Source organism: Stenotrophomonas maltophilia (assembly GCF_047782825.1).
Taxonomy (GTDB): domain Bacteria; phylum Pseudomonadota; class Gammaproteobacteria; order Xanthomonadales; family Xanthomonadaceae; genus Stenotrophomonas.
Genome location: NZ_CP180589.1, coordinates 1383481 through 1407444 on the forward strand (window position 1 = coordinate 1383481; position 23964 = coordinate 1407444).

Annotated in this window: 21 protein-coding genes; 6 read left to right on the forward strand and 15 right to left on the reverse strand. The window is 66.8% G+C overall.

The genetic code is table 11. The features are described 5' to 3' along the window. Positions 1–16: 16 nt before the first annotated feature. Complete coding sequence (locus ACM2ZB_RS06310; protein WP_416057884.1) at positions 17–2125, reverse strand: TonB-dependent receptor; 2109 nt, start codon at positions 2123–2125, stop codon at positions 17–19. A gap of 191 nt (positions 2126–2316) precedes the next feature. Here ACM2ZB_RS06310 and ACM2ZB_RS06315 point away from each other — a divergent pair, with 191 nt between their 5' ends. From ACM2ZB_RS06315 to ACM2ZB_RS06325, 3 genes are all read left to right on the forward strand, one after another. Continuing rightward, positions 2317–2556: a hypothetical protein gene (locus ACM2ZB_RS06315; RefSeq protein ID WP_313439503.1), complete on the forward strand. Its 240-nt coding sequence runs from the start codon at positions 2317–2319 to the stop codon at positions 2554–2556. A 66-nt stretch (positions 2557–2622) separates the two neighbouring features. Beyond that, positions 2623–2862: a hypothetical protein gene (locus ACM2ZB_RS06320; RefSeq protein ID WP_313439500.1), complete on the forward strand. Its 240-nt coding sequence runs from the start codon at positions 2623–2625 to the stop codon at positions 2860–2862. 136 nt (positions 2863–2998) lie between these two features. Further along, on the forward strand, positions 2999–3856 hold the full coding sequence (locus tag ACM2ZB_RS06325; protein WP_416057885.1) for an endonuclease/exonuclease/phosphatase family protein: 858 nt from the start codon (positions 2999–3001) through the stop codon (positions 3854–3856). A gap of 16 nt (positions 3857–3872) precedes the next feature. On the opposite strand, the gene ACM2ZB_RS06330 is transcribed toward ACM2ZB_RS06325, so the two are convergent. From ACM2ZB_RS06330 to ACM2ZB_RS06360, 7 genes are all read right to left on the reverse strand, one after another. Further along, positions 3873–4136: a hypothetical protein gene (locus ACM2ZB_RS06330; protein ID WP_313439495.1), complete on the reverse strand. Its 264-nt coding sequence runs from the start codon at positions 4134–4136 to the stop codon at positions 3873–3875. Positions 4137–4317: 181 nt separating this feature from the next. Then, positions 4318–5739, reverse strand: a complete 1422-nt coding sequence (locus ACM2ZB_RS06335) for an efflux transporter outer membrane subunit (protein ID WP_313439492.1) — start codon at positions 5737–5739, stop codon at positions 4318–4320. Further along, positions 5733–6470 carry an SDR family oxidoreductase gene (locus tag ACM2ZB_RS06340; RefSeq protein ID WP_313439490.1) on the reverse strand — a complete coding sequence of 246 codons (738 nt, stop codon included), beginning with the start codon at positions 6468–6470 and terminating at the stop codon, positions 5733–5735. Before ACM2ZB_RS06340 ends, ACM2ZB_RS06335 begins: the two co-directional genes overlap by 7 nt. Before the next feature lie 63 nt (positions 6471–6533). Beyond that, a complete protein-coding gene (locus ACM2ZB_RS06345; protein ID WP_416057886.1) occupies positions 6534–9704 on the reverse strand; it encodes an efflux RND transporter permease subunit in 3171 nt (1056 codons plus the stop codon). A gap of 127 nt (positions 9705–9831) precedes the next feature. Further along, the gene (locus ACM2ZB_RS06350; protein ID WP_416057887.1) at positions 9832–11055 is read right to left on the reverse strand and encodes an efflux RND transporter periplasmic adaptor subunit; all 1224 of its coding nucleotides are present in this window, start codon (positions 11053–11055) and stop codon (positions 9832–9834) included. A 91-nt stretch (positions 11056–11146) separates the two neighbouring features. After that, positions 11147–11917, reverse strand: a complete 771-nt coding sequence (locus tag ACM2ZB_RS06355) for an SDR family NAD(P)-dependent oxidoreductase (protein ID WP_416057888.1) — start codon at positions 11915–11917, stop codon at positions 11147–11149. Then, on the reverse strand, positions 11914–12141 hold the full coding sequence (locus ACM2ZB_RS06360) for a hypothetical protein (protein ID WP_313439478.1): 228 nt from the start codon (positions 12139–12141) through the stop codon (positions 11914–11916). Before ACM2ZB_RS06360 ends, ACM2ZB_RS06355 begins: the two co-directional genes overlap by 4 nt. 146 nt (positions 12142–12287) lie before the next feature. On the opposite strand from ACM2ZB_RS06360, the gene ACM2ZB_RS06365 reads away from it, so the two are divergent. Next, entirely contained in the window at positions 12288–13316 is a 1029-nt protein-coding gene (locus tag ACM2ZB_RS06365) for a LysR family transcriptional regulator (RefSeq protein WP_313439475.1), read from the forward strand. Between the two features lie 46 nt (positions 13317–13362). Here ACM2ZB_RS06365 and ACM2ZB_RS06370 read toward each other — a convergent pair whose 3' ends face one another. Further along, entirely contained in the window at positions 13363–14247 is an 885-nt protein-coding gene (locus tag ACM2ZB_RS06370; RefSeq protein ID WP_416057889.1) for a LysR family transcriptional regulator, read from the reverse strand. Between the two features lie 120 nt (positions 14248–14367). On the opposite strand from ACM2ZB_RS06370, the gene ACM2ZB_RS06375 reads away from it, so the two are divergent. Continuing rightward, positions 14368–15093, forward strand: coding sequence for an SDR family oxidoreductase (locus ACM2ZB_RS06375; protein WP_416057890.1), 726 nt, complete (start codon positions 14368–14370; stop codon positions 15091–15093). 245 nt (positions 15094–15338) lie between these two features. Here the strand turns inward: ACM2ZB_RS06375 and ACM2ZB_RS06380 are convergent, their stop codons facing one another. Both ACM2ZB_RS06380 and ACM2ZB_RS06385 read right to left on the reverse strand, forming a co-directional pair. After that, entirely contained in the window at positions 15339–16034 is a 696-nt protein-coding gene (locus ACM2ZB_RS06380; RefSeq protein ID WP_313439467.1) for an OmpA family protein, read from the reverse strand. 139 nt (positions 16035–16173) lie between these two features. Next, complete coding sequence (locus ACM2ZB_RS06385; RefSeq protein ID WP_416057891.1) at positions 16174–17589, reverse strand: cryptochrome/photolyase family protein; 1416 nt, start codon at positions 17587–17589, stop codon at positions 16174–16176. Positions 17590–17699: 110 nt separating this feature from the next. Between ACM2ZB_RS06385 and ACM2ZB_RS06390 the strand changes: the two genes are divergently transcribed. After that, positions 17700–18284: a hypothetical protein gene (locus tag ACM2ZB_RS06390; RefSeq protein ID WP_416057892.1), complete on the forward strand. Its 585-nt coding sequence runs from the start codon at positions 17700–17702 to the stop codon at positions 18282–18284. A 19-nt stretch (positions 18285–18303) separates the two neighbouring features. On the opposite strand, the gene ACM2ZB_RS06395 is transcribed toward ACM2ZB_RS06390, so the two are convergent. Genes ACM2ZB_RS06395 through ACM2ZB_RS06410 form a run of 4 tightly spaced genes read right to left on the reverse strand, consistent with a single transcriptional unit; the run spans position 18304 to position 23942 of the window. Next, a complete protein-coding gene (locus tag ACM2ZB_RS06395) occupies positions 18304–18918 on the reverse strand; it encodes an inorganic diphosphatase (RefSeq protein WP_416057893.1) in 615 nt (204 codons plus the stop codon). 10 nt (positions 18919–18928) lie between these two features. Further along, positions 18929–20278 carry a metallophosphoesterase gene (locus ACM2ZB_RS06400; protein ID WP_416058516.1) on the reverse strand — a complete coding sequence of 450 codons (1350 nt, stop codon included), beginning with the start codon at positions 20276–20278 and terminating at the stop codon, positions 18929–18931. An 11-nt stretch (positions 20279–20289) separates the two neighbouring features. Continuing rightward, positions 20290–21405 (reverse strand): phytase, encoded by a 1116-nt coding sequence (locus tag ACM2ZB_RS06405; RefSeq protein ID WP_416057894.1) that lies wholly within the window; start codon positions 21403–21405, stop codon positions 20290–20292. Further along, positions 21405–23942 carry a TonB-dependent receptor gene (locus ACM2ZB_RS06410; RefSeq protein ID WP_416058517.1) on the reverse strand — a complete coding sequence of 846 codons (2538 nt, stop codon included), beginning with the start codon at positions 23940–23942 and terminating at the stop codon, positions 21405–21407. Before ACM2ZB_RS06410 ends, ACM2ZB_RS06405 begins: the two co-directional genes overlap by 1 nt. Positions 23943–23964 lie beyond the last annotated feature (22 nt).

The following is a 23964-nucleotide window of genomic DNA, read 5'->3' on the forward strand; positions in this document are numbered from 1 at the left end:
CTGCCCGCGCTTCAGCTCAGAAATCCAGGCTGTAACCCAGCGTAACCGTGCGCCCACGCCCGGCAAAATACCGCGCCGGTTCAATCAGCGCGCTCTGCGAGTAGTACGTGATGTACTGACGGTCGAGCAGGTTGGCAATGCCCAGGTTCACCTTGCCCTTGGCAAGCCGGTAGTCCACGCCCAGGTCGAACAGCGCGTAGCCGCTGAATTCCTTGGCGGCCTCGTCGAAGTTGCGGCTGAAGGCGTACTGCCCCTGCAGGAAGGTCGACAGTTCCGGCGTCCACTGCGCCGACCAGGTGGCGATCACGCGGTTCGGTGCGATGTTCAGGCCATCCAGGCGGGCATCGAGTCGACCGTCGGCATTGCTGTCGTAGCGGCCACGCGTCCACGCATAGGACAGGCCCAGGCGGTGCGCATCATTCAGACGGTAACGCACGCTGGCATCCAGGCCTTCGATGGCGGTCTTCTCGCGGGCCAGCTGGAATGCACCGTCCACCGCGATCACGCGTGTGCCGTATTCCGAGCGCGACTGGAAGGCACTGGCTTCGGCTTCCCACGATGGCGAGCGGTAACGCACGCCGATCTCGCTGTTGCGGGTCAGCAGCGGCTGCAGCGAGCGCAGCGATTCCACGCTGGTGCCGGGGGTGTTGATCGAACGCAGCACGCGGCCGACATCGGGCATGCCGAAGCCTTCCGAATAGCTGGCGTAGGTGTTGAAGCGTTCGGTCGGCGCATACACCAGGCCGATGTTGCGCAGGTTCTGCTGGAACTTCAGCTTGCCGCCCTGCACCGCCACGCGGTTGTAGCGGTACAGCGTGGTGTAGCTGTCGATGCGCAGGTCGGCCTCTTCGCGGCGCCAGCCGCCCTGCACGGTCAGCTGCGGCAGCAGCTTGTAGTCGGCCTGCACGAAGCCGGCCACGCTGCTGTAGCGTGAATCGGGCACGTAGGTGCGGCCGGTACCGTACAGATCCTGCTTGCCGCTGTCGCGCAGCGTATCCACGCCCGCGGTGATCTTCAGATCGCCACCCAGCAGGTCATCGCGGCCGAGGCTGGTCTTGGAACCCCACTTGGAGGCGGTCGAGCGTGACTGGTCGTACAACCTGCCGACCGGGGCGATCAGCGGGTCCTGGAAGGTGGACGAATTGTCCGCGCCGAACAGACCTTCGAATTCCTGGTTGAACACCATCGCCTTCAGCTCCATGCCCGCCAGGTCGTGGTGGGTGTAGCTCAGGCCGGTGGTCCAGACATCGTTCCAGGCGGGCGTGCCCGGCGGCGTGCCACGCACCGAGGTGGTGGCGATGCCCTGGTCGCGGTTGCCGGCCACCGGCAGGTATTCGGCCTTGGACTTGATGCGGTAGCGGTTGCTGCTGAACTGCAGTTCCTGGTTGTCATCGATCCAGTAACCCAGCTTGGCATGCAGGTTGTAGGCGCGGGTCGACATCAGGTCGCCCTGGGTGACGTCCACGCCGATCGGCGTGCCATCGCCGTCCACCCACAGGCCCTGGTCTTCATAACCGCCGCCCAGCAGGTAATCCCACTTTCCCTTGCTGCCGCTGATGCGGTAATCGGCCCGGTAGCCGGTGGTTTCACCACGCAGTTCCGACGTCGGCACGGTGGTCTGCACGCCCAGGTGCTGGTTGACCTCGCCCGGCTCCGGGCGACGGGTGATCAGGTTGATGGTGCCGCCGGTGGCGCCCAGGCCGTTCATCGCATTGGCGCCCTGGATGACCTCGATGCGCTCGACCAGCGCGTAATCGATGGTGTGCGCTTCGCGGCCGGTGGGGCGCAGCGGATTGGACTGCGGGATGCCATCGACCAGGATCAGCGGCGTACGGCCACGCAGGGTTTCGCCACTGCCGTTCATCTTGCCGCGGCTGGGCGTGTACGACGGCAGCAGGCTGGACAGCACATCGGACGAATTGCTGCTCAGGCGCAGCTGCTGCTCGATCTGCGCCTTGCCGATGATCACCACCGTCTGCGGTGCGGTGGCCGCGTCCTGGCCGGTGCGCGAGGCGGTGACAACAACCTTGTCCAGCGTCTGCGGCGTGGGGGGTGATTGCTGGGCGTGGGCCTGGGCGCAGACCAGCAACGAAATGGCGACCGTCAGCCGCGAATATCTCAGCACGTGAACTCCTCATGGGGGGAGGGCGTGGCTGTATGGCTGGCCCGGAACAGGGGCGTATCTTTCCCGAGGCGTCGAAATGCGTCAAATCGCGCAAGCTCTCCCCATGCTGCTACGCAGCTACCACCCCTGCCCGCCCCGTGTTACACAAGGCACGCGCATGTGCGCGATTGCAGAAAGCAAGGATGATGCTTATGAAACTGCAACTGGCTCCGCTGGCCGCACTGATGTTGGCCGCAGCAGCCCTTTCACCGGCAGGAGTTTCCGCCGCCGGCCTTCCCGGGACGTCCACCACCCAGTGCGTACCGGTGAGGATGGGACCGAACGTGGTGCACCAGCGCTGCACGGTGACCCGCACCCTGCCCGATGGCTCGGTGTTCACCTCGGAATACTGGATCGACCAGAACGGCATCTGGTACATCCCGTTTGACTGAGGCCGTGGCCCCTGCGGGGCCGCCTGCGAAGCGCGTTCAAGACCCCTGACATAAGGAGTGTGTTCAATGCTGCACAGGAAATGGTTTGCCGGTGCTTTCAGTGCCGTGCTGGCACTCGCCGCGCTGGCGCCTTCGGCGCCGGTACATGCGGCCGAGCTGGTCTGGCTGGATGAGCAGTGCGTTCCCTTCCATGCCGGCTTCGGCGTGCACCAGCGTTGCACCTTGTATGCGATCTATGACGACGGCACCCGCGTCGAGCAGGATCACTACAACCGCGACGAGAACGGGATGATGTACGACCCCTGATCGCGCACCCTGCGGTCTGCCGGGCGGCCCCAGCGGTCGCCCGGCCCCTGCCAGCCGCCCATCCCGGCATACCCCTGCCCCGGCCTTCCATGGCATGCTCCGTGAAACCGTTTTCATGGAATGGAGGGATTCCACGATGTTGTCGCGTCTTCGCCGGCCCGCACTGTGTGCGCTGCTGGCCCTGGCTCTGCCCGCCGCTGCCTGGGCAGCCACCCCGCCCGCCCCGCTGAAGGTGATGTCCTTCAATGTGCGCACGCCGGCCGATACCGACCCCGGCAAGCGCTGGGACGACCGCCGCCAGGCGATGGTCAAGGTCATCCTCGATGCCCACCCGGCGGTGATCGGCACCCAGGAACTGGTGCAGGAACAGGCCACCTACCTGGCCGCGCACCTGCCCGGCTACCGCTGGTTCGGCCAGGGCCGCCGCGGTGGTGAAGGTGACGAACACATGGGCGTGTTCTACGACACCAAGGTGCTGGCCATCGAGGAATCGGGCGACTTCTGGCTGTCCGATACGCCGGACGTGCCGGGCAGCATCACCTGGGGCAACCTGTACCCGCGCATGGTCACCTGGGCGCTGTTCCGCCGCCTGGATGATGGCCGCCGCTTCTACTTCATGGACACCCACCTGCCCTACCGCGACGAGGACGAACCGCGCCGCATCAAGGGCGCCGAGCTGATCGCCACGCGTCTGCAGTCGCTGCCGGCCGATCTGCCGGTGGTGTTGACCGGGGACTTCAATACCGAGCCGGGCAGCGAGACCTACAAGGCCTTCACCCGCGTGCTGCAGGACACCCGCACCCAGGTGAAGGCGCCGAAGGGCCCGCGCACGACCTTCCATGATTTCACCGGCAAGGCCACCGTGCAGCTGGACTGGGTGCTGGTGCGCGGCTTCCACGCGCGCAGCTTCACCACCGATGATCGCCGTATCGGCGGCGTACTGCCGTCGGACCACTTCCCGCTGGTGGTCGAGCTGGACTGGCCGGCGAACTGAGCCGCTGCGGCCACCGTTACGGCGGTGGCCGCCGGTCCAGCAGGCGGTACAGCGCCTGATGCTGGTCGCGCGCCTGGCAGATGCGGGCGACAACGGCCAGGAACACGCCGATGCCGATCAGGCTGGGGCCGAGCATGGAATCAGGCAGGCGCAGGACGCCGATCGCCACGGCCAGGCCGCCCAACAGCAGCAGCACCACCACAGCCACCGACAGGCCGGCGCCCGGCAGGCCGGGGTCGCCGAACAACATCCGCCGGGTCGATTGCTTGTCTTCGCTCATGGCCGCTGCTCGTTGGGAACTGTCCCACTAGTTACACGGCGCGCGCGGCTTCCGGCAGAGTCAGAAACGTCATCAGGGCGAGAACGCCGGCGATGGCGTGCGCCCTGCCCTGAGCCGGTTGCCAGCCCAGGGAGCCCCGGAGCGAAAGGGGACGCAGGCCTGTACCTGCGTCCCCATCCGGTTACTGCACCTGCGCCACGCTGGGCGGCTGCGGCGACTGTCCCCAGCCGCCCAGTGCCTTGTAGACACCCACCACGCTGACGTTGACCTCGGCTTCGGCCGCAGCCAGGGCGTCGTCGGCCGCCAGCTGCGTACGCTGCGCATCCAGCAGGGTCAGGAAGTCCTCCGAACCCTCGCGGAAGCGGATCTGCGCCAACGATTCGGCACGCCGCGCCGCCTGCGCCTGTTCGACCACGATGGCCAGCCGCGCCTGCTGTTTGGAATAGCGGGTCAGCGCGTTTTCGGTGTCTTCCAGTGCCAGCAGCACGGCCTGTTCGTACTGCGCGGCCACACCCTCGGCCTCGGCCTTGCTGGCACGCAGGCGTGCACGCACGGTACCGAAGTCGAACGCGGCCCAGCTCAGCGACGGGGTCAGCGACCACGCCTTGTTGTTGCCGTTGACCAGGCCGCTGGCATCGCCGCCCAGGAAGCCGACGAAGCCGGACAGCGACAGCCGCGGGAACAGATCGGCGGTGGCCACGCCCACGCGGGCGGTGGCGGCGGCCAGGCGGCGTTCGGCCACGCGTACGTCGGCACGCTGGCGCAGCAGTTCGCGGGTGTCACCCAGCGGCAATGCCTTGGCGAATGCCGGCACGTCCTGCGGGGCGAGCATGGCGGTCAGCACTTCCGGGCGCTGGCCCAGCAACACGGCCAGGCGATTGCGCGACTGCGCCTCGGACACTTCCAGCAGCGGGATGTCGGCCTCGATCGCCTTCAGGCGGGCGCGGCTGCTCTGCACATCCAGTTCGCTGCCGGCACCCAGTTCCCAGCGCGCCTCGGTCAGCTTCTGCGTATCGCGCAGGTTTTCCAGCGTGTGCTGGGCCACCGCGATGCGCTTCTGCGTGCCACGCAGCTCGAAGTAGTTGCGCGCTACCTCGGCGGCGACCAGTACCTGTGCATCGGCCAGGTTGGCCTGCTCGGCACCGAGGTCGGCGCGTGCGGCTTCTGCAGCGCGGCGCTTGCGGCCGAACAGATCCAGCTCCCAGCCCGCATCGAAGCCGAGCTGGTAGCTTTCACTGAACACCCGCTGCCCACCCAGCTGCGGATCGGGTTGCTTGCGGCGGTCGTAGCTGCCGCCTGCGGTGATGTGCGGCGCCTGGTCGAAGCGGCTTTCAACAAACACCGCACGGGCCTGGCTGACGCGGGCCACGGCCACGCGCAGGTCCAGGTTGTCCGACAGTGCGCCGTGCACCAGTTCTTCCAGCACCGGATCATCGAACTGTGCCCACCAGCTGGCCACTGGCGAAGCGGTACTGAACACCGCCTGCTGTGCGCCCTGCAGGGCCACCGGCTCCTGCAGCGGGGCCTTGTAGTTGGGGCCGACGCTGACACACCCGGCCAGCACCAGGCTGGAGATGGCCACCGCCAACGTGCGGATCACCATGGCAGCACCTCGCCCAGGTAGGTGAAGCTGCCACTGGCGCCGGCTTCGCCGATCAGCGCCATTTCCACGCTGGAACGGGCACCTTCGCTGATCTCGATTTCGCCGTTGCCACCGTTCATGTCGGTCTTCACATAGCCCGGGTGCACGGTGTTGACCTTGATCGGGGTGTTGCGCAGCTCGTAGGCCAGGGCCAGGGTCCAGCTGTTCACCGCCGCCTTGGAGGCGTTGTAGGCCGGGACCTTGAAATCGTAGATGCCCGAGTTCGGGTCGGCGTGCAGGGTCTGCGAGCCGAGAATGCTGGACACGTTGACGATGCGGCCGGACTTGGCCTGCTTGACCAGCGGCAGGAAGGCCTGGGTGACGGCAACCAGCGCATACACGTTGGTATCGAAGGTGCGGTGCCAGGTGTCCAGCGACTGCTCGGACGGGGCCTGTGCCGGGTTCTCGATCATGATGCCGGCGTTGTTGACCAGGATGTCCAGGCGGCCATGGCGCTGGCGCACCTGCTCGACCGCTTCGGCAATGCTGGCCGCATCGGTCACGTCCAGCTGGATGGCTTCCACCGGCAGGCCTTCGCCCTGCAGCAGCAGCGCCTGCTCCACCGCGGTTTCGCGCTTGCGGCCGGCCAGCAGCGTGTGCACGCCGGCCTGGGCCAGCTGGCGCACGGTTTCCAGGCCGATGCCACGGGTGGCGCCGGTGACCAGCGCGATCTTGTTCTGATGGGTGTTCATGGATTCATGCCTTGGTTTGGGGGAAGCGGCCGCCGCTCGGGGCAGCGACCGCGGGAGTGCATGTCAGTGATGGATGGTGGGTTCACCGTGCTGCACCAGCTGGCCACCGCCGTTGCGGGTGACGAACTTGCGCAGGGCCACGTAGAACACCGGGGTCAGGAACAGGCCGAACAGGGTCACGCCCAGCATGCCGGCAAACACCGTGATGCCGGTGACAGAGCGCACTTCGGCGCCTGCACCATGGGACAGCACCAGCGGCACGGTGCCGGCGATGAACGCGATGGAGGTCATCACGATCGGGCGCAGACGCAGGCGGCAGGCTTCCAGCGCGGCTTCCACGATGCCCTTGCCGCCCATTTCCAGTTCGCGGGCGAATTCGACGATCAGGATCGCGTTCTTGCACGCCAGGCCCATCAGCACCACCAGGCCGACCTGCACGAACACGTTGTTGTCACCGCCGGTCATCCACACACCGAACAGGGCCGACAGCAGGGTCATCGGCACGATCAGGATCACCGCCAGCGGCAGCGACCAGCTTTCGTACAGCGCCGCCAGCACCAGGAAGGCCAGCATGATCGCCACCGGGAACACGATGAAGGCGGCCTTGCCCTGGGTGGCCTGCTGGTAGCTCAGGTCGGTCCATTCGGTGGTCATGCCCACCGGCAGCACCTTGCCGGCGATTTCGGTCAGCTTGTTCATCGCTTCGGCCGAGGACAGCAGGCGCGGATCGGCTTCACCGGCCAGATCGGCTGCCGGGTAACCGTTGAAGCGCAGCACCGGGTCCGGACCGTAGGTTTCCTTGATGGTCACCATCGAGCCGATCGGCACCATCTCGCCGCGGTCGTTGCGGGTACGCAGCTTGCCGATATCCTCCACGCTTTCGCGGTAGGGGCCGTCGGCCTGGGCGATGACCTGCCAGGTACGGCCGAACTGGTTGAAGTCGTTCACATACGCCGAACCCAGGTAGGTCTGCAGCGTGTCGAACAGTTCGGTGAGCTGCACGCCCTGCGCCTTGGCCTTCACACGGTCCACTTCCGCATCCAGCTGCGGCACGTTGGCCTGGTAACTGGTGATCGGGAAGGCCATGCCCGGGGTCTGCGCAACGGTGCCCTGCATGGCCTGCACGGCGTTCTGCAGCGCGCCGTAACCCAGGTTGCCACGGTCCTCGATGAACATCTGGTAGCCGTTGCCGTTGCCCAGGCCCAGGATCGGCGGCGGCATCATCGCGAAGGCGAAACCTTCCTGCAGGCCGGCGATCTTCTGGTTGATCTCGGCGTTGATCTGCGCGGCGGTACGGCCATGGCGCTCGTTGAACGGCTTGAGCGGAATGAACGCCACACCGGTGTTGGGCGTGTTGGTGAACTGCAGCGCGTTCAGGCCGGGGAACGAAATGGTGTGGGCAACACCATCGGTTTCCTGGGCGATCTTGGCGACCTTGCGCAGCATTTCATCGGTACGCGCGATGGACGAGCCTTCCGGCAGCTTCACGCCGGCGATCAGGTACAGCTTGTCCTGGGTCGGGATGAAGCCCGGCGGCACCAGCTTGAAGATCATGCCGGTACCGACCAGCAGGATCGCGTAGACCACGAACACCGCGCCACGACGGCCAAGGATCTTCGAGACACCCCGCTCGTACTTCTCCGAGCTGGACTTGAAGAAGCGGTTGAACGGACGGAACACCCAGCCGAACAGGCGGTCGATGATGCGCGTCGGCGCATCCTTGGCGGCATCATGCGGCTTCAGCAGGCGCGCGGCCAGGGCCGGCGACAGGGTCAGCGAGTTGATGGCCGAGATCACCGTGGAGATGGCGATGGTGACGGCGAACTGCTTGTAGAACTGGCCGGTGACGCCGGACAGGAAGGCCATCGGCACGAACACGGCGCACAGCACCAGCGCGATCGCGATGATCGGGCCGGACACTTCGCGCATGGCCTGGTGGGCCGCCGCAAGCGGGGTGAGGCCTTCCTCGATGTTGCGCTCAACGTTTTCCACGACCACGATCGCATCGTCGACCACGATGCCGATCGCCAGCACCAGACCGAACAGGCTCAGCGTGTTGATCGAGAAGCCCAGCAGGTACAGCGCAGCGAAGGTACCCACGACCGACACCGGCACGGCGATCAGCGGAATGATCGAGGCACGCCAGGTCTGCAGGAACAGGATCACCACCAGCACCACCAGGGCGATGGCTTCGAGCAGGGTGGACACCACGGCCTTGATCGAGTCACGCACGAAGATGGTGGTGTCATACACCGCCTCGTACTTCACGTCGGCCGGCATGGTCTTCTGCATCTCGTCCATGGTGCCGATGACCGCATCACGGATTTCCAGCGCGTTGGCGCCCGGTGCCTGGAAGATGCCGATGCCCACCGCGTTCTTGCCATCCAGCTGCGAGCGCAGGGTGTAGTCGCCGGCGCCCAGTTCAACACGGGCCACATCGGACAGGCGCACGATCTCGCCATCGGTACCGCTCTTGAGCACGATGTCGCCGAACTCCTTCTCGGACTTCAAGCGGCCCTGGGCATTGATCAGGGTCAGAAACTGGCTGTTGGGCAGCGGTTCCGCACCGAGCTGGCCGGCCGAGACCTGCACGTTCTGCTCGCGCATGGCGGCGACCACGTCGCTGGCGGTCAGGCCGCGCGAGGCCACCTTGTCCGGGTCCAGCCAGGCGCGCATGGCGTAGTCGCCACCACCGAAGATCTGCGCATCACCCACGCCCGGGATACGGGCCAGCGCGTCCTTGACGTGCAGGCGGGCGTAGTTGCGCAGGTACAGGGTGTCGTACTTGCCATTGGGCGAAGTCAGGTGCACCACCATCAGGAACGTTGGCGACTGCTTCTGGGTGGTCACACCCTGCCGGCGCACGTCCTCGGGCAGACGCGCCTGCGCCTGCGCCACGCGGTTCTGCACCTTCACCGCCGCCGCGTCCGGGTCGGTGCCCGGGCGGAAGGTGACGGTCATCTGCAGCACGCCATCGGAGCCGGCCACCGACTTGAGGTACATCATGCCCTCGACGCCGTTGATCGCCTCTTCCAGCGGGGTGGCCACGGTTTCAGCGATGACCTTGGGGTTGGCGCCCGGGTAGACCGTGCGCACGACCACCGACGGCGGCACCACTTCGGGGTACTCGCCGATCGGCAGCAACGGGATCGAGATCAGGCCGGCGGCGAAGATCACGATCGACAGCACCGCCGCGAAGATCGGCCTGTCGATGAAGAAACGGGAAAAGTCCATGGAGGAATTCCTGGGAAATGCCGTCGACGGGCAACAGCCGCCCTGCCCCTCGTCAAAATGACGAAGGCAGGGAAGGCTGCCGCTGGCGCCGGCAGCTAAGCGGAAACGTGGATCAGGAGACGGCGGATCAGCGGTTCAGGGCAGCGGTGGCATCGCGGCCCGGCGCAGGTGCCGGCGAGGGCTGCATCGCCACCGCCTTGGCCTGCACCGGCATGCCCGGCATGAAGACCTTCTGCACGCCGTCGATGATGACCTTGTCACCGGCGGCCAGGCCGTGTTCGACGATGCGCAGGCCTTCGGCGGTGCGGCCGAGCTGGATGTCGCGGCGCTGGGCCTTGCCATCCTTGTCGACCACGTACACGTACTTGCGGTCCTGGTCGGTCAGCACGGCCCTGTCATCGATCAGCATGGCCTGGAACTGGCCGCTGCCGAGCAGCTGCACGCGGGCGAACAGGCCCGGGGTGAACTGGCGGTCGGCGTTGTCCAGCAGCGCGCGGACGCGGATGGTGCCGGTGCTGCGGGCCACCTGGTTGTCGAGGAAGTCGACCTTGCCGGTGTGCGGGTAGCCCTCTTCACCGGACAGGCCGACCTTCACCGGCAGTTCGCTGTCACGCTCGCTGGGGCGCTCGCCCTTGCGCGCCATCTGCGCATAGCGCAGGAAGGTGCTTTCATCGGCATCGAAGTACACGAACACCGTGTCCAGCGAAACCAGCGTGGTCAGCACGCTGGCGCTGTCACCGGCGGTGACCAGGTTGCCGGCGGTGACCATCGCGCGGCCGGCACGGCCATCGATGGGGGCACGCACCTTGGTGAATTCCAGGTTCAGGCGTGCGGCATCCAGTGCGGCCTGTGCGGCCTGCACCGCAGCACCGGACTGGTCGGCGGCGGCGCGACGCTGCTCGGCGGTCTCGGTGGAAATGGCCTGCTGTTCGGACAGGCGCTTGGCACGCTCGGACTCGCTGCGGGCCAGGCTGGCCTGGGTGCGGGCGCGGGCCAGTTCGGCGGCGGCGCGATCGTACTCGGCCTGGTAGCTGCGGGCGTCGATGGTGAACAGGACAGCGCCCTTCTTCACTTCTTCGCCTTCCACATAGTTGACCTTGTCGATGTAGCCGGACACGCGCGGGCGCAGTTCGACGCTCTGCACGGCCTCGACGCGGCCGCTGAACTCGTCCCACTGGCTGATGGGCTTGACCAGCACCGGGGCGGCACTGACCTGCGGCGGCGGCGGTGCGCCGGCCTCTTCGGCGTGGCCGCCACTGCAGGCGGCCAGCACCGCGGCTGCGAGGATCGACACGCCGGCCATCGCCAGGCGATGGCGGAAACGGTATGGGGTGGTGTTGGGGGAAGTCATGGCATGCATCCGTACGGAAGGGGTGGTACAGCGTAGGAATCGAAGATCGGTAAATCGGCGGCGTAGCCTGCGACCTCAACGATGGTTGAGGTCAAGCAACGCCTGCGGTGTCACGCCACAGCGGCGGCAGGTCCAGGTTCAACAGCCCGCGCGGCAGTTCCGCATCGCTGCTGTCGCAGCGCACGATGGCGCGGTTGTCGCGGCACCCATCCAGCAGGGACACCACGCGGCGCCCCACCAGCAGCGAGCTGGGCCACTCGATGCAGGCATTGGCCGCGTTGGCCGGGGTGCACACGGGGCTGCACACTTCCAGCATCTGCGCACGCACGCCCAGCGCCTGCGCTTCCTGGTGAACCACCTGCGCATACATGCGCAGCGCGGCGGTGGTGATCGAGGTTTCGCCGTAGCCGGCCCAGGGCTTGGCGCCGGCCGGACTGCCGATCATCACGTAGCGGCGGGCATGCGGGTTGTCCTGCAGCAGCGGCAGCAGATGGCGCACCGCGTGGGCGTGCGGCATCAGATCGGCCTGCATGGCACCCAGCAGCGCGTCACCGCTGCGGTCGATGACACGGCCGCGGTTGTACGGACCGCCCATCGCCGCGACCACCGCGGCCAGCGGGCGCGGACGCTGCGCCACGCGTTCGGCCAGCACCTTCGCCGAGCCGTCGTCACTGAGCGAGCCCAGCATCGTCTGCAGGCCCGGCTCATCGGCGAACTGCTCATGCAGCGCCGACAGTCGGCCCGGGTCGCGCCCTACCACCAGGACCGGGCTGCCGGCCTCCAGCAGGGCACCGACCACGCCCTGGCCCACGGCACCGGTGCCGCCGAGAACCAGGACTTCGGGCGTCAGAATCCCATTCACGGGACATTTCCTCCCAAATCCGGGATAGTCCCAATTCGGCGCAGTCGGTCGGCTCGCTGGGGTGCCAGACGCACCGTACCGCCCCGCTGGCTACGCATGGGTGCGGTGAACTCCCGGAAATCCTTGTGTACCAAGGAACTGGGGCGGGCTTCGACGGTCATGGCCAGGTCCAGAGCGTTCTGGCCGGCACGCCGGAAGTGGGCAAGAATGTTGCGCAGGCTCATGGGGGACGAGCTCCATTTCACGAATGGCGCCACGATAGACCTCAAACCTTTACTTGATTAGTCCGGATTAAGGGGAATAATCATCCCGCACCCGGTCCAATCGATCTGTCACGATTGTCCCATCCCCGCCGTCCAGGATCCCGACCATGTCCCACGATCTCAACGAGACGCTGATCTTCGTCAAGGTGGTCGAGCAAGGCAGCTTCATTGCCGCTGCCAAATCGCTCGGCCTGCCCAAGACCACGGTCAGCCGCAAAGTGCAGGAGCTGGAAACGCGCCTGGGCGCGCGCCTGCTGCACCGGACCACGCGACGCCTCGGGCTGACCGAAGCCGGTTCGATCTATCACGAGCACTGCCAGCGCATCGCGCGCGAACTGGAAGAGGCCGAGAGTGCGGTCAGCCAGCTGCAGTCCGGCCCACGCGGCTGGCTGCGTTTCACCGTGCCCTACGCCATCGGCATCACCTGGATCGCACCGCTGCTGGGCCAGTTCCACGCGCAGTACCCGGAAATCCGCCTGGACATGCACCTGGGCAACGAGAAGCTGGACCTGATCGCAGGCGAAGCCGATCTTGCCCTGCGCGTGGGTGCCCTGCCCGATTCCAACCTGGTCGCGCGCAAGCTGGGCAGCCTGCGCACGCAGGTGTTTGCCAGCCCGGCCTACATCGAACGCTACGGCGAGCCGCTGCACCCGGAAGAGCTGCAGTTCCACCGCATCCTGGCCATGCGCAAGCCATACCACACCGGCAATTCGCCGCGCTTCACCTGGCAGCTGGGCGAGAACGGTGGCGAGCTGCGCGATTTCCCGGTGACGCCGCTGATGACCGCCAACGACATGTCGGCGTTGAACGGCGCACTGGTGTGTGGCGAAGGCCTGCTGCTGACCGGCGACGTGATGGCCAAGCCCTTCGTCGAATCGGGCATGGTGCGCCGCGTGCTGGCCGGCTGGACCGGCCCGGAAGTGGATTTCAACGCAGTGTTCGCCGGTGGCCGCCTGGTGTCGCCGAAGGTGCGTGCCTTCGTCGATTTCCTGGTGGAGAAGCTCAACTTCGATGCCAACTACATGCTGGCGCAGTGCCCGGCCGCCAAGCTGGCGCGGCAGCAGCAGGAGCAGGAAGACGCCGCGCTGGAAATCAGCGGCAAGCGGATCCTGGAAAAGGTGACCTCTGCGGCATGATCGACGCATCCACGCATGGCGTGGATCTACGAGGTAACGTCGCCGGTCAATCCAACACGTGCTCGACCAGCGCGCGCAGCTTGGGCTCGGCCTGGCGGCGGCTCGGGTAGTACAGGAAAAAGCCCGCGAAACGCGGGCAATACGGCTCCAGCAGTGACACCAGCTCACCGCGCTGCAGCCACGGCCGCCACGTCTCTTCCATGCCGATGGCGATGCCCGCACCCGCGAGCGCCAGACGTGCCATCACGCCCATGTCGTTGCTGGTGATCTCCGGCTGCACGTCCACGCTGAACTCGCGGCCGCGTTCCTCGAATTCCCAGCGATACGGCGCCTTGCCCGGCGCGCTGCGCCAGCCGATGCAGCGATGCCCGCCCAGCTCACGCGGATGCACCGGCAACGGATGCTGATCGCGGTACGCCGGTGAGCACACCACCAGCTGCCGCTGCCGGCCCGATACAGGTACCGCCACCATGTCCTGGGCGATCACCTCGCCCAACCGCACGCCGGCATCGAAGCCCGCGTTGACGATATCGAACTCCTCATCACTGACCGTGATATCCACCTGCAGGGCCGGGTACCGGGCCGCGAAGCTGGCCAGCAGTGGCCCGGCCAGGAAGGTCTCGGCAATGGAGGACACGGCAAGGCGCAGCTGCCCGGACACCGCGCCCTGGCGGTGCTGGGTGGCGTCCAGCGCGGCGCCGAGGTCGGTCAACGCCGGCGTGATCGACGTAAGCAGCGCCTGCCCGGCATCGGTGAGGTTCACGCTGCGGGTCGTTCGCAGCACCAGCGCGATGCCCAGCGACTGTTCCAGCTTGGCGACGGTCTGGCTGACCGCCGAACGGGTCACGCCCAGCTGCTCGGCCGCGCCGGTGAAGCTGCGGCATGCCGCCACCCGCTGGAACACGGTCAGGGCATTGAGGTCCACGGCCATTGGTTAGCACCCCTGAACAAGCCGATCTGAATTAGGCATCTTATCGCGACAACGCGGGAGATCTACCGTGGCTGCACCGGGCACGACCCGGCCTGCCCCCTCCCCTTGAGAGAGATCGATATGAGCCTTTCCCGAACCATCCTCATCACCGGCGCGTCCAGCGGCATCGGCGCCGGCATTGCCCGCACACTGGCCCAGCCGGGCGCACGCCTGGTGCTCGGCGCGCGCCGCGTGGACCGCCTGCAGGCACTGGCCAACGAACTGCGCGAGCAAGGCGCGCAGGTGCTGGTGCAGGCGCTTGACGTGACCCAGCGGGCCCAGGCCGACGCGTTCGCGGCCGCAGCGCTGGCCGAATTCGGCAGCATCGATGTGATCATCAACAATGCCGGTGTCATGCCACTTTCGCCCATGGCCTCGCTGAAAGTGGACGAGTGGGACCGCATGATCGACGTCAACATCCGCGGCGTATTGCACGGCATCGCTGCCGTGCTGCCACACATGCAGGCACGCGGCCAGGGCCAGATCATCAACATCGCATCGATCGGAGCGCTGTCGGTGGTGCCAACCGCGGCGGTGTACTGCGCGACCAAATATGCGGTACGTGCGATCTCCGAGGGCCTGCGTCAGGAACACCGCGACCTGCGCGTGACCTGCATCCATCCGGGCGTGGTGGAAAGCGAGCTGGCCAACACCATCACCGACCCGATTGCCGCAGAAGCGATGGTGCAGTACCGCGCGATCGCGCTGCAGCCCGAAGCGATCGGCCGCGCGGTGCGGTTTGCAATCGAGCAGCCGGCCGATGTGGACGTGAACGAGATCGTGGTGAGGCCGACGGCGGCAGGCTGACCTGCTTTTGCGCATTTGTAGAGTCGAGCCATGCTCGACTGCTTCTTGCGCTTTTGTAGAGTCGAGCCGTGCTCGACTGCTTTTACGGAGTCGAGCATGGCTCGACTCTACAAAAGGCGGGAAAGCATGCGGTCAAGCGGCGGCAGCTTCCACGGCGTGCCGAGCAAGGCTCGGCACCTACAAAAAATGCCGCCTGCAAAGGCGGCATTTTTGTTCCGGCTTCGCCGGAACCACAACGCTGCGCGTTATTGCTTCAGCGGAATCACGCGGATTTCAACACGGCGGTTCTTCGCACGACCAGCATCGGTGCTGTTGTCGGCAATCGGGTACGCCTTGCCGGCACCCAGGGTCTCGATACGCACCTGCTGCACGCCCTGGCCCACCAGGTACTGGGCCACCGAGTCGGCACGTTCCTTCGACAGACGGTTGTTCACCGCATCGCTGCCGATGCTGTCGGTGTGGCCAACCACTTCGATCATGGTCTGGTTGTACTCGTTCAAGGTGCTGGCAACACCATTGAGCGAACCGTAGAACTGCGGCTTCAGCGCCGACTTGCCGAAATCGAAGGTGATGCCGTCGGGCAGGTTAAGGGTGATGTTGTCGCCCTGGCGCTGCACGTCGATGCCGGTGTTGGCGGTGCGCTCACGCAGTGCGCGCTCCTGGCGGTCCTGGTAGTTGCCGATGGCCGCGCCGCTGAGCGCGCCGATGCCGGCGCCGATCAGCGCGTGCTGGCGGCGTTCGGTGGCACTGTTACCGGTCAGCAGGCCGGCGGCCACGCCCACTGCGGTGCCGATCAGGGCACCGCGACCGGTGCGGTTCTGCTGTTCGGTCGGGTTGCCGTACTGGTCACTCTGCACATAGGAGCCGCCAGTGGCGCACGCCGTAAGCGCGGCGGCAGTCATCAGGGCCAGTGCGACGTTGCGGGTGGTGTTGCGGATCATGGGTGGTCTCCTTGGATGCCGGCCGGTGCGGCGTGCGAACGATCCGGAGGATATACAGCCCGGCGCGATGCCGGGATGATGGATGTGAAGGCCGGACGTACTGCATTCAGCTTTCTGACCCGGCCTTCATCAACGCGCTTTACTCGCTTCCGGTGCTCCGGTAGGCGGCCAAGGCGGCATCACGGCCTGCGGCCAGATCCACCAGCGGCGTGCGCGGATAGCCCGGCGCCTTCTCGGCCAGCAGCACCGGGTGCTGCCAGGGTGCAAAGCGCGCCTTCACCGGCAGCACCGCCAGCTCCGGCACCCAGCGGGTGATGTAGCGCGCCTGCGGATCGAACTTCTCGGCCTGGGTGACCGGATTGAACACCCGGAAATACGGCGCCGCATCGGCCCCAGTACCGGCCACCCACTGCCAGCCCATGGTGTTGTTGGCCAGATCGGCATCGACCAGCGTGTCCCAGAACCAGCGCGCACCATGCAGCCAGTGCGCGCGCAGGTGCTTGCACAGGTAGCTTGCGACGATCATCCGCACCCGGTTGTGCATGTAGCCGGTGTGCCACAGCTCGCGCAGACCGGCATCGACGATGGGCACGCCGGTGTTGCCGCGCTGCCAGTCGTGCAGTTGTGCGTCGCTGGGATTGGCCCACGGAAAACGATCGAAGCGCGGGTTGAGGTTCTCGTTGGGGGTCTTCGGGAAGTGATGCAGCAGGTGGTAGGCGAAGTCCCGCCAGCCAAGCTGGCGCAGGTAGCCATCGATGTCGGCGTCGGTGCCGGCGCTGCGCAGCCCTTCCAGCGCATGCGCAATGCGCCACGGTGCGATCTCACCGAAATGCAGGTGCGGTGACATCCGCGAGGTACCCACGCGATCAGGCAGGTCGCGCTGCTCGCGATAGCCACGCAGGGCGCCATCCTCGAACACCGACAACGCCTCCAGCGCTCCGGCCTCGCCGGGCTGCCAGTGCTCCCAGAAGCCGGTGTCCCAGTCCAGCGTCGGCGCCAGCTGGAGGTCATCCAGCGCGAGGCTGTCGACCGCAGGCGCCGGCAGCTGCTTCGGCGCGGCCTGCAGCGCGGGCAGCCGCCAGTGGCTGAGCACGTTGCGCCAGTACGGGGTGAACACCTTGTATGGCTGCCCCTGCTGGGTCGCGATGTCCCACGGTTCGAACAGCAGGCTGCCGTTGCAGCTCTGCGCATCGATGCCCTGCTCGCGCAGGGTGCGCTTGATGGTGGCATCCCGCGGCTGGGTGGCCGGCTCATACTTGCGGTTCCAGAACACGGCCTCGGCACCGGTGTCCTCGATCAGCGCCTGCAGCGTGGTCAGGCTTTCGCCCGTGCGCAGCACCAGGGCCGAACCGCGTGCACGCAGATCGGCATCCAGCGCAGCCAACGAACGGTGGCGCCAGGCATCCGATGCCGCGCCCGGTGTCCACTCGCCCTCTTCCTGCGGCGCATGGATGTACACCAGCACCACGTCGTGGCCGGCGTCAAGCGCGGCCTGCAGGGCCGGATTGTCCTGCAGCCGCAGATCGCGGCGGAACCACACCAACGCTACCGACACGTGCATCGCCTTCGTTCTGGATGGCGCACATCATAGCCAGCAGCGGTGAAGGCATTGCACGCGGAACGCGTCTGCTAGGCTGCCAGGCCCGCTACCGGAACACCGATGCCATGGATGAACTGCACGCTGCCTTCGCCCGCTTCGGCCAGGTGCAGGCCCAGGATGACCGTGACTGGGACGGTCCCCTCCCGCTGCCGCCGGTGCTGGCCCGCTTCTACGCGCAGGTCGGGCCGCTGGGGCGCGAGATCAATGCCAAGGTCGGCCGTACGGGCATCACCATTCCCGGGCTCGAAGTCTGGATACCCCCGCTGCAGCGCCTGTGGCGCCACCAGGCCGGCTATCGCTGGAACGGCATCAGCGGCGAGCCCATCGACAACTGGCCACCCAACTGGCTGGTGATTGCCGATCGCGGCGCTGACCCGTTCATCCTCCACCTGGAGGACGGCCGTGTATTGTTCAGCCACCACGGCGCCGGCCTGCTGGACGCCGGCGAGATCGCTGCCGACGTGCCGACCCTGATGACCGCACTGGCGGCTGCCGGCACGGTGTACCTCGATGCCGGCGATGATCTCTACAACGATGACGACGACGGCGGCATCCGCTCCGAACACCAGGAAGCCGCCGTGCAGGCGGTGGCCCGGGTACTGGGCGACCGCCTGCAGGCCGAGTCGTTCATCGAGACGTTGCTGGGCTGAATCCACGCATGGCGTGGATCTACTTCTCGAAGCGCTTCATCGCCTCACTGATCAGCGCACGGGCTTCGGCGGCATTGCCCCAGCCATTGAGCTGCACCGGATTGCGACCGGCCGGCAGGTCCTTGTAGACCCGGAAGAACGCTTCGATGCGCTGCCGTTCGATCTCGGGCAGATCGGACAGGTCGCGGATGTTGGCGTAGGTCGGGTCGACCTTGTCGGTAGGGACGCCGATGACCTTCTCGTCGTGCTCGCCGCCATCGATCATCTTCAGGTAGCCGATCGGGCGGAAGCGCACGATCACGCCCGGATGCAGCGGTTCGCGGGTCAGCACCAGCGCGTCCAGCGGGTCGTTGTCACCAGCCAGGGTGCGCGGCATCGAGCCGTAGTTGGCCGGATAGGCCACCGGCATCGACTGGAAGCGGTCCACGTGCACCAGGCCGTCTTCCTTGATCTCGTACTTGGTGAAGCTGCCGGCCGGGATTTCCACGGTCAGGTTCACCTCGGCCGGGGCCTGCTTCGGCTGCGCAGCCAGGAACGGGTGCAGCACCGTGTCGGCGGCGGTCACCGCGCCGGCCAGCAGCAACAGCGCCGCGCCCAGGGCGGCGAGCGGAACGATGCGACGGGGGGTCGTCATGGTCAGCTCCTCATTCCCAGCAACGGTCGGCACGGCCCTTGGCCGTCTGTTCGCGCGGGCAGTCACGCGGGGCGATGCGGCCCGCACGCAGCTCCACCCGCTGCTTGCCGCCAGCGGCATCACGGCGCAGCTCGAAGGCATCGTACAAGCGGCCGGTGACCGTGCGCGCTTCATAGCGCAGGTGCTGCGGGTCGATCTTCAGCACCTGGAACAGCTGGGTATCCTCGGCCACCGGCTCCATCGTCCGGCGTGCTTCATCGGACAGGCGGTACTGCTTCGGCCCGGCCACGGTCACCACGTACTGCGGGGTTGCCGCCTCTCCTTCGCCACGGCGACCGTAGGTATGGTCGTGGCCCTGCAGCACCAGGTCGACGTTGTGCCGGCGTACCACCGGCAGCAGCACTTCACGCAGCGCCGTGTTCTCGCGGCCCTCGCGCGGCGAGTAGAACGGCTGGTGCAGCAGCACGATGGTCCACGGGTGCGGGTTGCCGGTAAGCACCCTGTCCAGCCACTGCGCCTGCGCCTTGGCCGTATCCAGATCGAGTGCGGAGGTGCCGTCCAGCACCGCCACGCGCACGTCCTGCACGTCGAACCAGTAAGTGCTGCTGGCGGCCGCCGCTGCACCGTTGCCCGGCAACGCGAAGGTGACCGGCCAGTGCTTGCCCAGCACACGGCGTTCCTGCGGGGTGTCCTCGAACTCCTCGAAGTACTCGTGGTTACCGATGGCCGGGGCCACCAGCGTTTCCTGCGCCAGCCAGCTGGTGGCGGCGAACCACTCGCCCCACTCGCTGTCATCGGCACCGTCACCACCGCTGACCAGGTCACCGGCGAACAGGCTCATGCGCGCCTCGGGCGCGGTCTTCTGCGCGGCGCGCACCACCCGGCTGACGTGGCTGAGGTTCTTGTTCTGGGTATCGCCGAAGTACAGCAGGGTGAGCGGTTCACCGGCCTTGCCCAGCGTGCGCAGCTGGTTCCAGGCACTCCAGCTGCCATTGCCCTGCACGCGGTAGACGTACAGGGTGTCGGGCTGCAGGCCGTCGACATCAGCGCGATGGTGGTGCGACAGGCCGTTCTCGGTCTGCAGCACCTGGGTCTTCGCACGCACCTGGCGGATGCCCTCGATGGCCGGGGAATCACCGGCCAGGGCAATCTCGAGCAGCGGCGCCTGCACGCTGCCATCGGTGCGCCAGGCCACGGCAAAACCGCGGCTGGGGTCGGCCGACGGCGAGGCGACGATGCGGTCGGGCACGGGGGTCGCGGCGTAGTGCTGGCTGCCCACCGGCACCTGCGTATTCGGCTCGGCGGCCGCGAAGCCCAGTGCGGGCACCGCCAGCAGCAGGCCCAGCGCCAGTGCATTCATGCAACGACGGCTCATGCGCCACACTCCAGCGGCAGCGACAACTGCTTGGCAATCGCCTCCCAGTCAAAGGCCACCACGCCCTGGTCGTCATGTACCGCATACAGCGCGCCGTGCGGGAAGCGCGGGCTGGGCTGCTGCATCATCCAGATGCCATCGGTGTTGGCAACCGTGTTCCCCTGGAAGGCACCGACCGGCTTCAGCGTATGGCGGTCGAACAGATGGAACACGCTGCGCTGCTTGCCCTGCTCGGTGGTGATCCACCAGCCATCCTTGCCGCAGGTGCGCAGCATCACGCCTTCGGCCTGTGCCTTGAACACATCACGGCCGAACGTGGTGCCGGTGAAACGGCCGGCCAGCGTGTAGACCTTGAACTCGCTGGCGTAGGTTTCGTCTTCTTCGGCAATCAGCAGGCGATCGTTGGCCGGGTCGCCCCAGATCGACTCGACCACGCGCAGTGCACCGGCTTCGCTGGTGTCACCGATGCTGGCCGCCAGGGTCGCCTCGACCTTGCTGCCGTCACGGGTCACGTGGTACTGGCGCACGCGCTTGTCCAGCTCTGCCAGCGGCGGCAGGATGTCCTTGCCCTGCGCATCCTCGCCGTTGTCCCAGGAGTCGGTGACGTAGACGCTGTACCCATCGGCGCGGCGGTCCACCCACAGGCCATAGGGCTTGCGCAGATCGTCGGCACCGAAGACCGCCAGCGGGGTGAAATCAGGCAGCGAGAACACCTGCACACGATGGTTGTCACGCTCGACGATCCACAGCAGGTCGTCGGTGATCGAAATGCCGTTGGGGCGATCGAACTGGCCCAGCGCAGTGCCGGCGGTGCCGACATCGCGCAGGTGCTGTCCGTTGCTGCCGTCATACACCACCAGCTTGTCGGTGGCCTTGGCGGTGGCGATCAACCAGGTCTTGCCGTCCGGTGCCTGCCACGCCGCCGGCGAATCGATGTTGTCGTCCGGCGTCATCGGGGTCAGGAACGCCTCGGCGATGGTCGTCACCGAACGGGCGGTTTCGGCCGGCGCCTTCGCAGCGGAACCGGCATCGGCCGGCGCACCCGCCGGCGTGCAGCCGGCGGCCAGGCAGGCGGCCATCGCGGCTGCCAGCAGGGTCATGCCACGCACCATCACAAGGCCACCTTCAGGCCGACGGCGTAGGTGCGGCCGTATTCTTCCAGCTGCAGGGTGCGCGAGCGGGTGCCCTGGTACAGCTCCAGCGGCTTGTCCAGCAGGTTCTGCGCTTCGAAATACATGCTGATGCGCGGGGTGAACTTGTAGTCCAGCGAGAAGTCCAGCTGGGTGTTGGGCGCCACGTAGATGTCGAACGCGCGCCCCTTGCCGATGCTGTCCAGGTACTCGCTGCGGTACACCGCCGCCAGGCGCGTGCTCAGGCCGTACTTTTCATAGCCGATATGCGCGCTGTACACGTGCTTGGAGGCACGCGGCAGCATGAAGTCCTCACCGGCGCGGTCTTCGATGCCGGCGTCGAACTCGGTATCCAGCCAGGTGCCGCTGGCACCGACCAGCAGGCCGTCCAGCGCGCCCGGCAGGAACGACAGCTGCTGCTGCCAGTTCAGTTCGGCACCGCGCACGGTGGCCTTGCGGCCGTTGATCGGCTGGGTCACGTCGAAGCCGCCGTAGGCCGGATCATTGGTGCGCACGGTTTCGACGATGTAGCCATCGATGGACTTGTGGAACAGGCCCAGCGAGACGATGCCGGTGCTGCCGATGTACTTCTCCACCGACAGGTCGATGTTCTTCGATTCGTACGGAGCCAGTTCCGGGTTGCCCAGGCGCACTTCCTCGTCACCGCGGCTGTACCCCACGCGCGGGGAGATATCACCGAAGGACGGGCGCGAGACCGTCTTGTTGGCCGAGGCGCGAAGCACCCAGTCGTCGGCCGCGTCGTAGCGCAGGTGCAGGCCCGGCAGCACGTTGGTGTAGCTGCTGTTGGCCACGCGCGGGGTAACCGTGAAGCTGCGCCCGTTGGAGGCCACGTCCACCTGGTTGCCGATGGCCTGGAAGCGGGTGTTTTCCACGCGCACGCCGCCGATGATGCGCAGCGCACCGATGTCCCAGGTGCCCATGGCGTAGCTGGCGAAGATGTCCTCGCTGGCGGTGTAGTCTTCTTCCAGCGAGGTCATGGCGTTGCCGCCGACATCCTGCGGACGGGCGCTGTACTGACCACCGTTGGCCGCCCAGTAGGCGCGCATCGCATCCGAGTCCATGCCATCGCCCATGTTGCCGTGGCGGTGGTCGGGCGAGCCGGTGGTCCAGCTCGACAGGGCGACCTTCGGGCCGACGCGCAGTTCGCGCTCGTCGACATTCACGTCGCGGTCGCGCCAGCGGCCCAGCAGGCCGAACTTGAGGCTGCTGCTGTCACCGTCGAAGCGCACGTTCACCTGTGCGCTGTGCTCCTTGTCGTTGACCTGCTTGGGCGAGAGCACGAAGCGGTCAAAGGCGTAGTTGCCGTTGTCCAGCCACTGCGGGTTGTCGAAGCTGTACTTCGGCAGGCGGCTGCGCTGGTCCAGCGTGCCATTGAAATCGTCGCCATCCAGCTTGAAGCGCGCTTCCATTTCATCGTTCACCCGCTCTTGGGTGCGGGTGTAGCCGATCCTGTAATCGACCACGGCGTTGGTCAGCTTGTTCTCGCCGCCCAGGCTGGCGGCGAAGGTGTTTTCCTTCTTGGTGCGGTAGCGCATGCGCTTGTCGATCGCATCGCCCGGCATGTCATCCAGTCGGTACTGGTCGGTACCGGTGGCCACCATGTCGGCATCGTCGAAGTTGAAGATCACACGCTGGCGGGTCTCGGCATCGTCGAACTGGCTGTACAGCGTGCGCAGGTAGTACTTGCTGTCTTCGTTCGGGCGCCAGTCGAGGTTGAGGTTGGCGCCTATGCGCTTGCGCTCGATCTCGTACTTGCGGTGCTGCAGGTTGATGGCGGTGACATCGCCCGGGGCGGCATCATTTTCGCCGTCGTACTCCACTTCGGTGTTGTCCGATTCGAACTTGCGGTTCTGGTAGTTCACGCCCAGCGCCACGCCGAAGGTATCGGCGAACACTTCGCTGTAGTTGAACGAGGCTTTCGGGCTGGTCTCGCCGGACAGCTGCTGGTGGCTGGCTTCGATCTTGCCGCGCAGGCTGCGGCCGTCGCGGTCGAAGGCCGAGGCGGACTCGACCAGCACCGCGCCACCGATGGCGTCGCCGGGCATGTCCGGGGTGGGTGACTTGACCACGCGCAGGCGCTCGGTCGAGTCCGACGGAATGACGTCCAGCGGGGCCGCACGGCTGGAATCTTCCGGGGTACCCACGGCGATGCCATCGATGCTGACGCTGTTGAGGTTGGCATCCAGGCCACGGATGACCACGAATCGGCCTTCGCCCTGGTCGCGGGTGACGCTGATGCCGGGCAGGCGCTGCAGCGACTCGGCCACGTTCTTGTCCGGGTACTGGCCCAGGGCGTCGGAGGACACCGCGTCTTCGATGGCATCGCTGCTGCGCTTGAGGTCCACCGCACGGATCTGCGATTCAAGCTGGGCGCGCACTTCGATGCGGTCCAGGTCGACCGCATCGGCGGCAACCGCGCCAGTGGTGGCCAGGGCCTGCTGGCCGGCGGCCTGCAGCGGTGCTGCGGCCCCCAGCGCCAGGGTCACGGTGATGGCCATGGCCAGCGGAGTCTTGATGTGC

Bases quoted from the DNA above. Each gene is read 5' to 3' on its own strand.
- ACM2ZB_RS06370 (WP_416057889.1), bottom strand. From the start codon at position 14,247: ATGGCCGTGGACCTCAATGCCCTGACCGTGTTCCAGCGGGTGGCGGCA.
- ACM2ZB_RS06395 (WP_416057893.1), bottom strand. From the start codon at position 18,918: ATGACGACCCCCCGTCGCATCGTTCCGCTCGCCGCCCTGGGCGCGGCG.
- ACM2ZB_RS06405 (WP_416057894.1), bottom strand. From the start codon at position 21,405: ATGGTGCGTGGCATGACCCTGCTGGCAGCCGCGATGGCCGCCTGCCTG.
- ACM2ZB_RS06335 (WP_313439492.1), bottom strand. From the start codon at position 5,739: ATGGTGATCCGCACGTTGGCGGTGGCCATCTCCAGCCTGGTGCTGGCC.
- ACM2ZB_RS06325 (WP_416057885.1), top strand. From the start codon at position 2,999: ATGTTGTCGCGTCTTCGCCGGCCCGCACTGTGTGCGCTGCTGGCCCTG.
- ACM2ZB_RS06315 (WP_313439503.1), top strand. From the start codon at position 2,317: ATGAAACTGCAACTGGCTCCGCTGGCCGCACTGATGTTGGCCGCAGCA.
- ACM2ZB_RS06390 (WP_416057892.1), top strand. From the start codon at position 17,700: ATGGATGAACTGCACGCTGCCTTCGCCCGCTTCGGCCAGGTGCAGGCC.
- ACM2ZB_RS06410 (WP_416058517.1), bottom strand. From the start codon at position 23,942: ATGGCCATCACCGTGACCCTGGCGCTGGGGGCCGCAGCACCGCTGCAG.
- ACM2ZB_RS06360 (WP_313439478.1), bottom strand. From the start codon at position 12,141: ATGAGCCTGCGCAACATTCTTGCCCACTTCCGGCGTGCCGGCCAGAAC.
- ACM2ZB_RS06345 (WP_416057886.1), bottom strand. From the start codon at position 9,704: ATGGACTTTTCCCGTTTCTTCATCGACAGGCCGATCTTCGCGGCGGTG.
- ACM2ZB_RS06365 (WP_313439475.1), top strand. From the start codon at position 12,288: ATGTCCCACGATCTCAACGAGACGCTGATCTTCGTCAAGGTGGTCGAG.
- ACM2ZB_RS06330 (WP_313439495.1), bottom strand. From the start codon at position 4,136: ATGAGCGAAGACAAGCAATCGACCCGGCGGATGTTGTTCGGCGACCCC.
- ACM2ZB_RS06320 (WP_313439500.1), top strand. From the start codon at position 2,623: ATGCTGCACAGGAAATGGTTTGCCGGTGCTTTCAGTGCCGTGCTGGCA.
- ACM2ZB_RS06380 (WP_313439467.1), bottom strand. From the start codon at position 16,034: ATGATCCGCAACACCACCCGCAACGTCGCACTGGCCCTGATGACTGCC.
- ACM2ZB_RS06340 (WP_313439490.1), bottom strand. From the start codon at position 6,470: ATGAACACCCATCAGAACAAGATCGCGCTGGTCACCGGCGCCACCCGT.
- ACM2ZB_RS06375 (WP_416057890.1), top strand. From the start codon at position 14,368: ATGAGCCTTTCCCGAACCATCCTCATCACCGGCGCGTCCAGCGGCATC.
- ACM2ZB_RS06400 (WP_416058516.1), bottom strand. From the start codon at position 20,278: ATGAATGCACTGGCGCTGGGCCTGCTGCTGGCGGTGCCCGCACTGGGC.
- ACM2ZB_RS06350 (WP_416057887.1), bottom strand. From the start codon at position 11,055: ATGACTTCCCCCAACACCACCCCATACCGTTTCCGCCATCGCCTGGCG.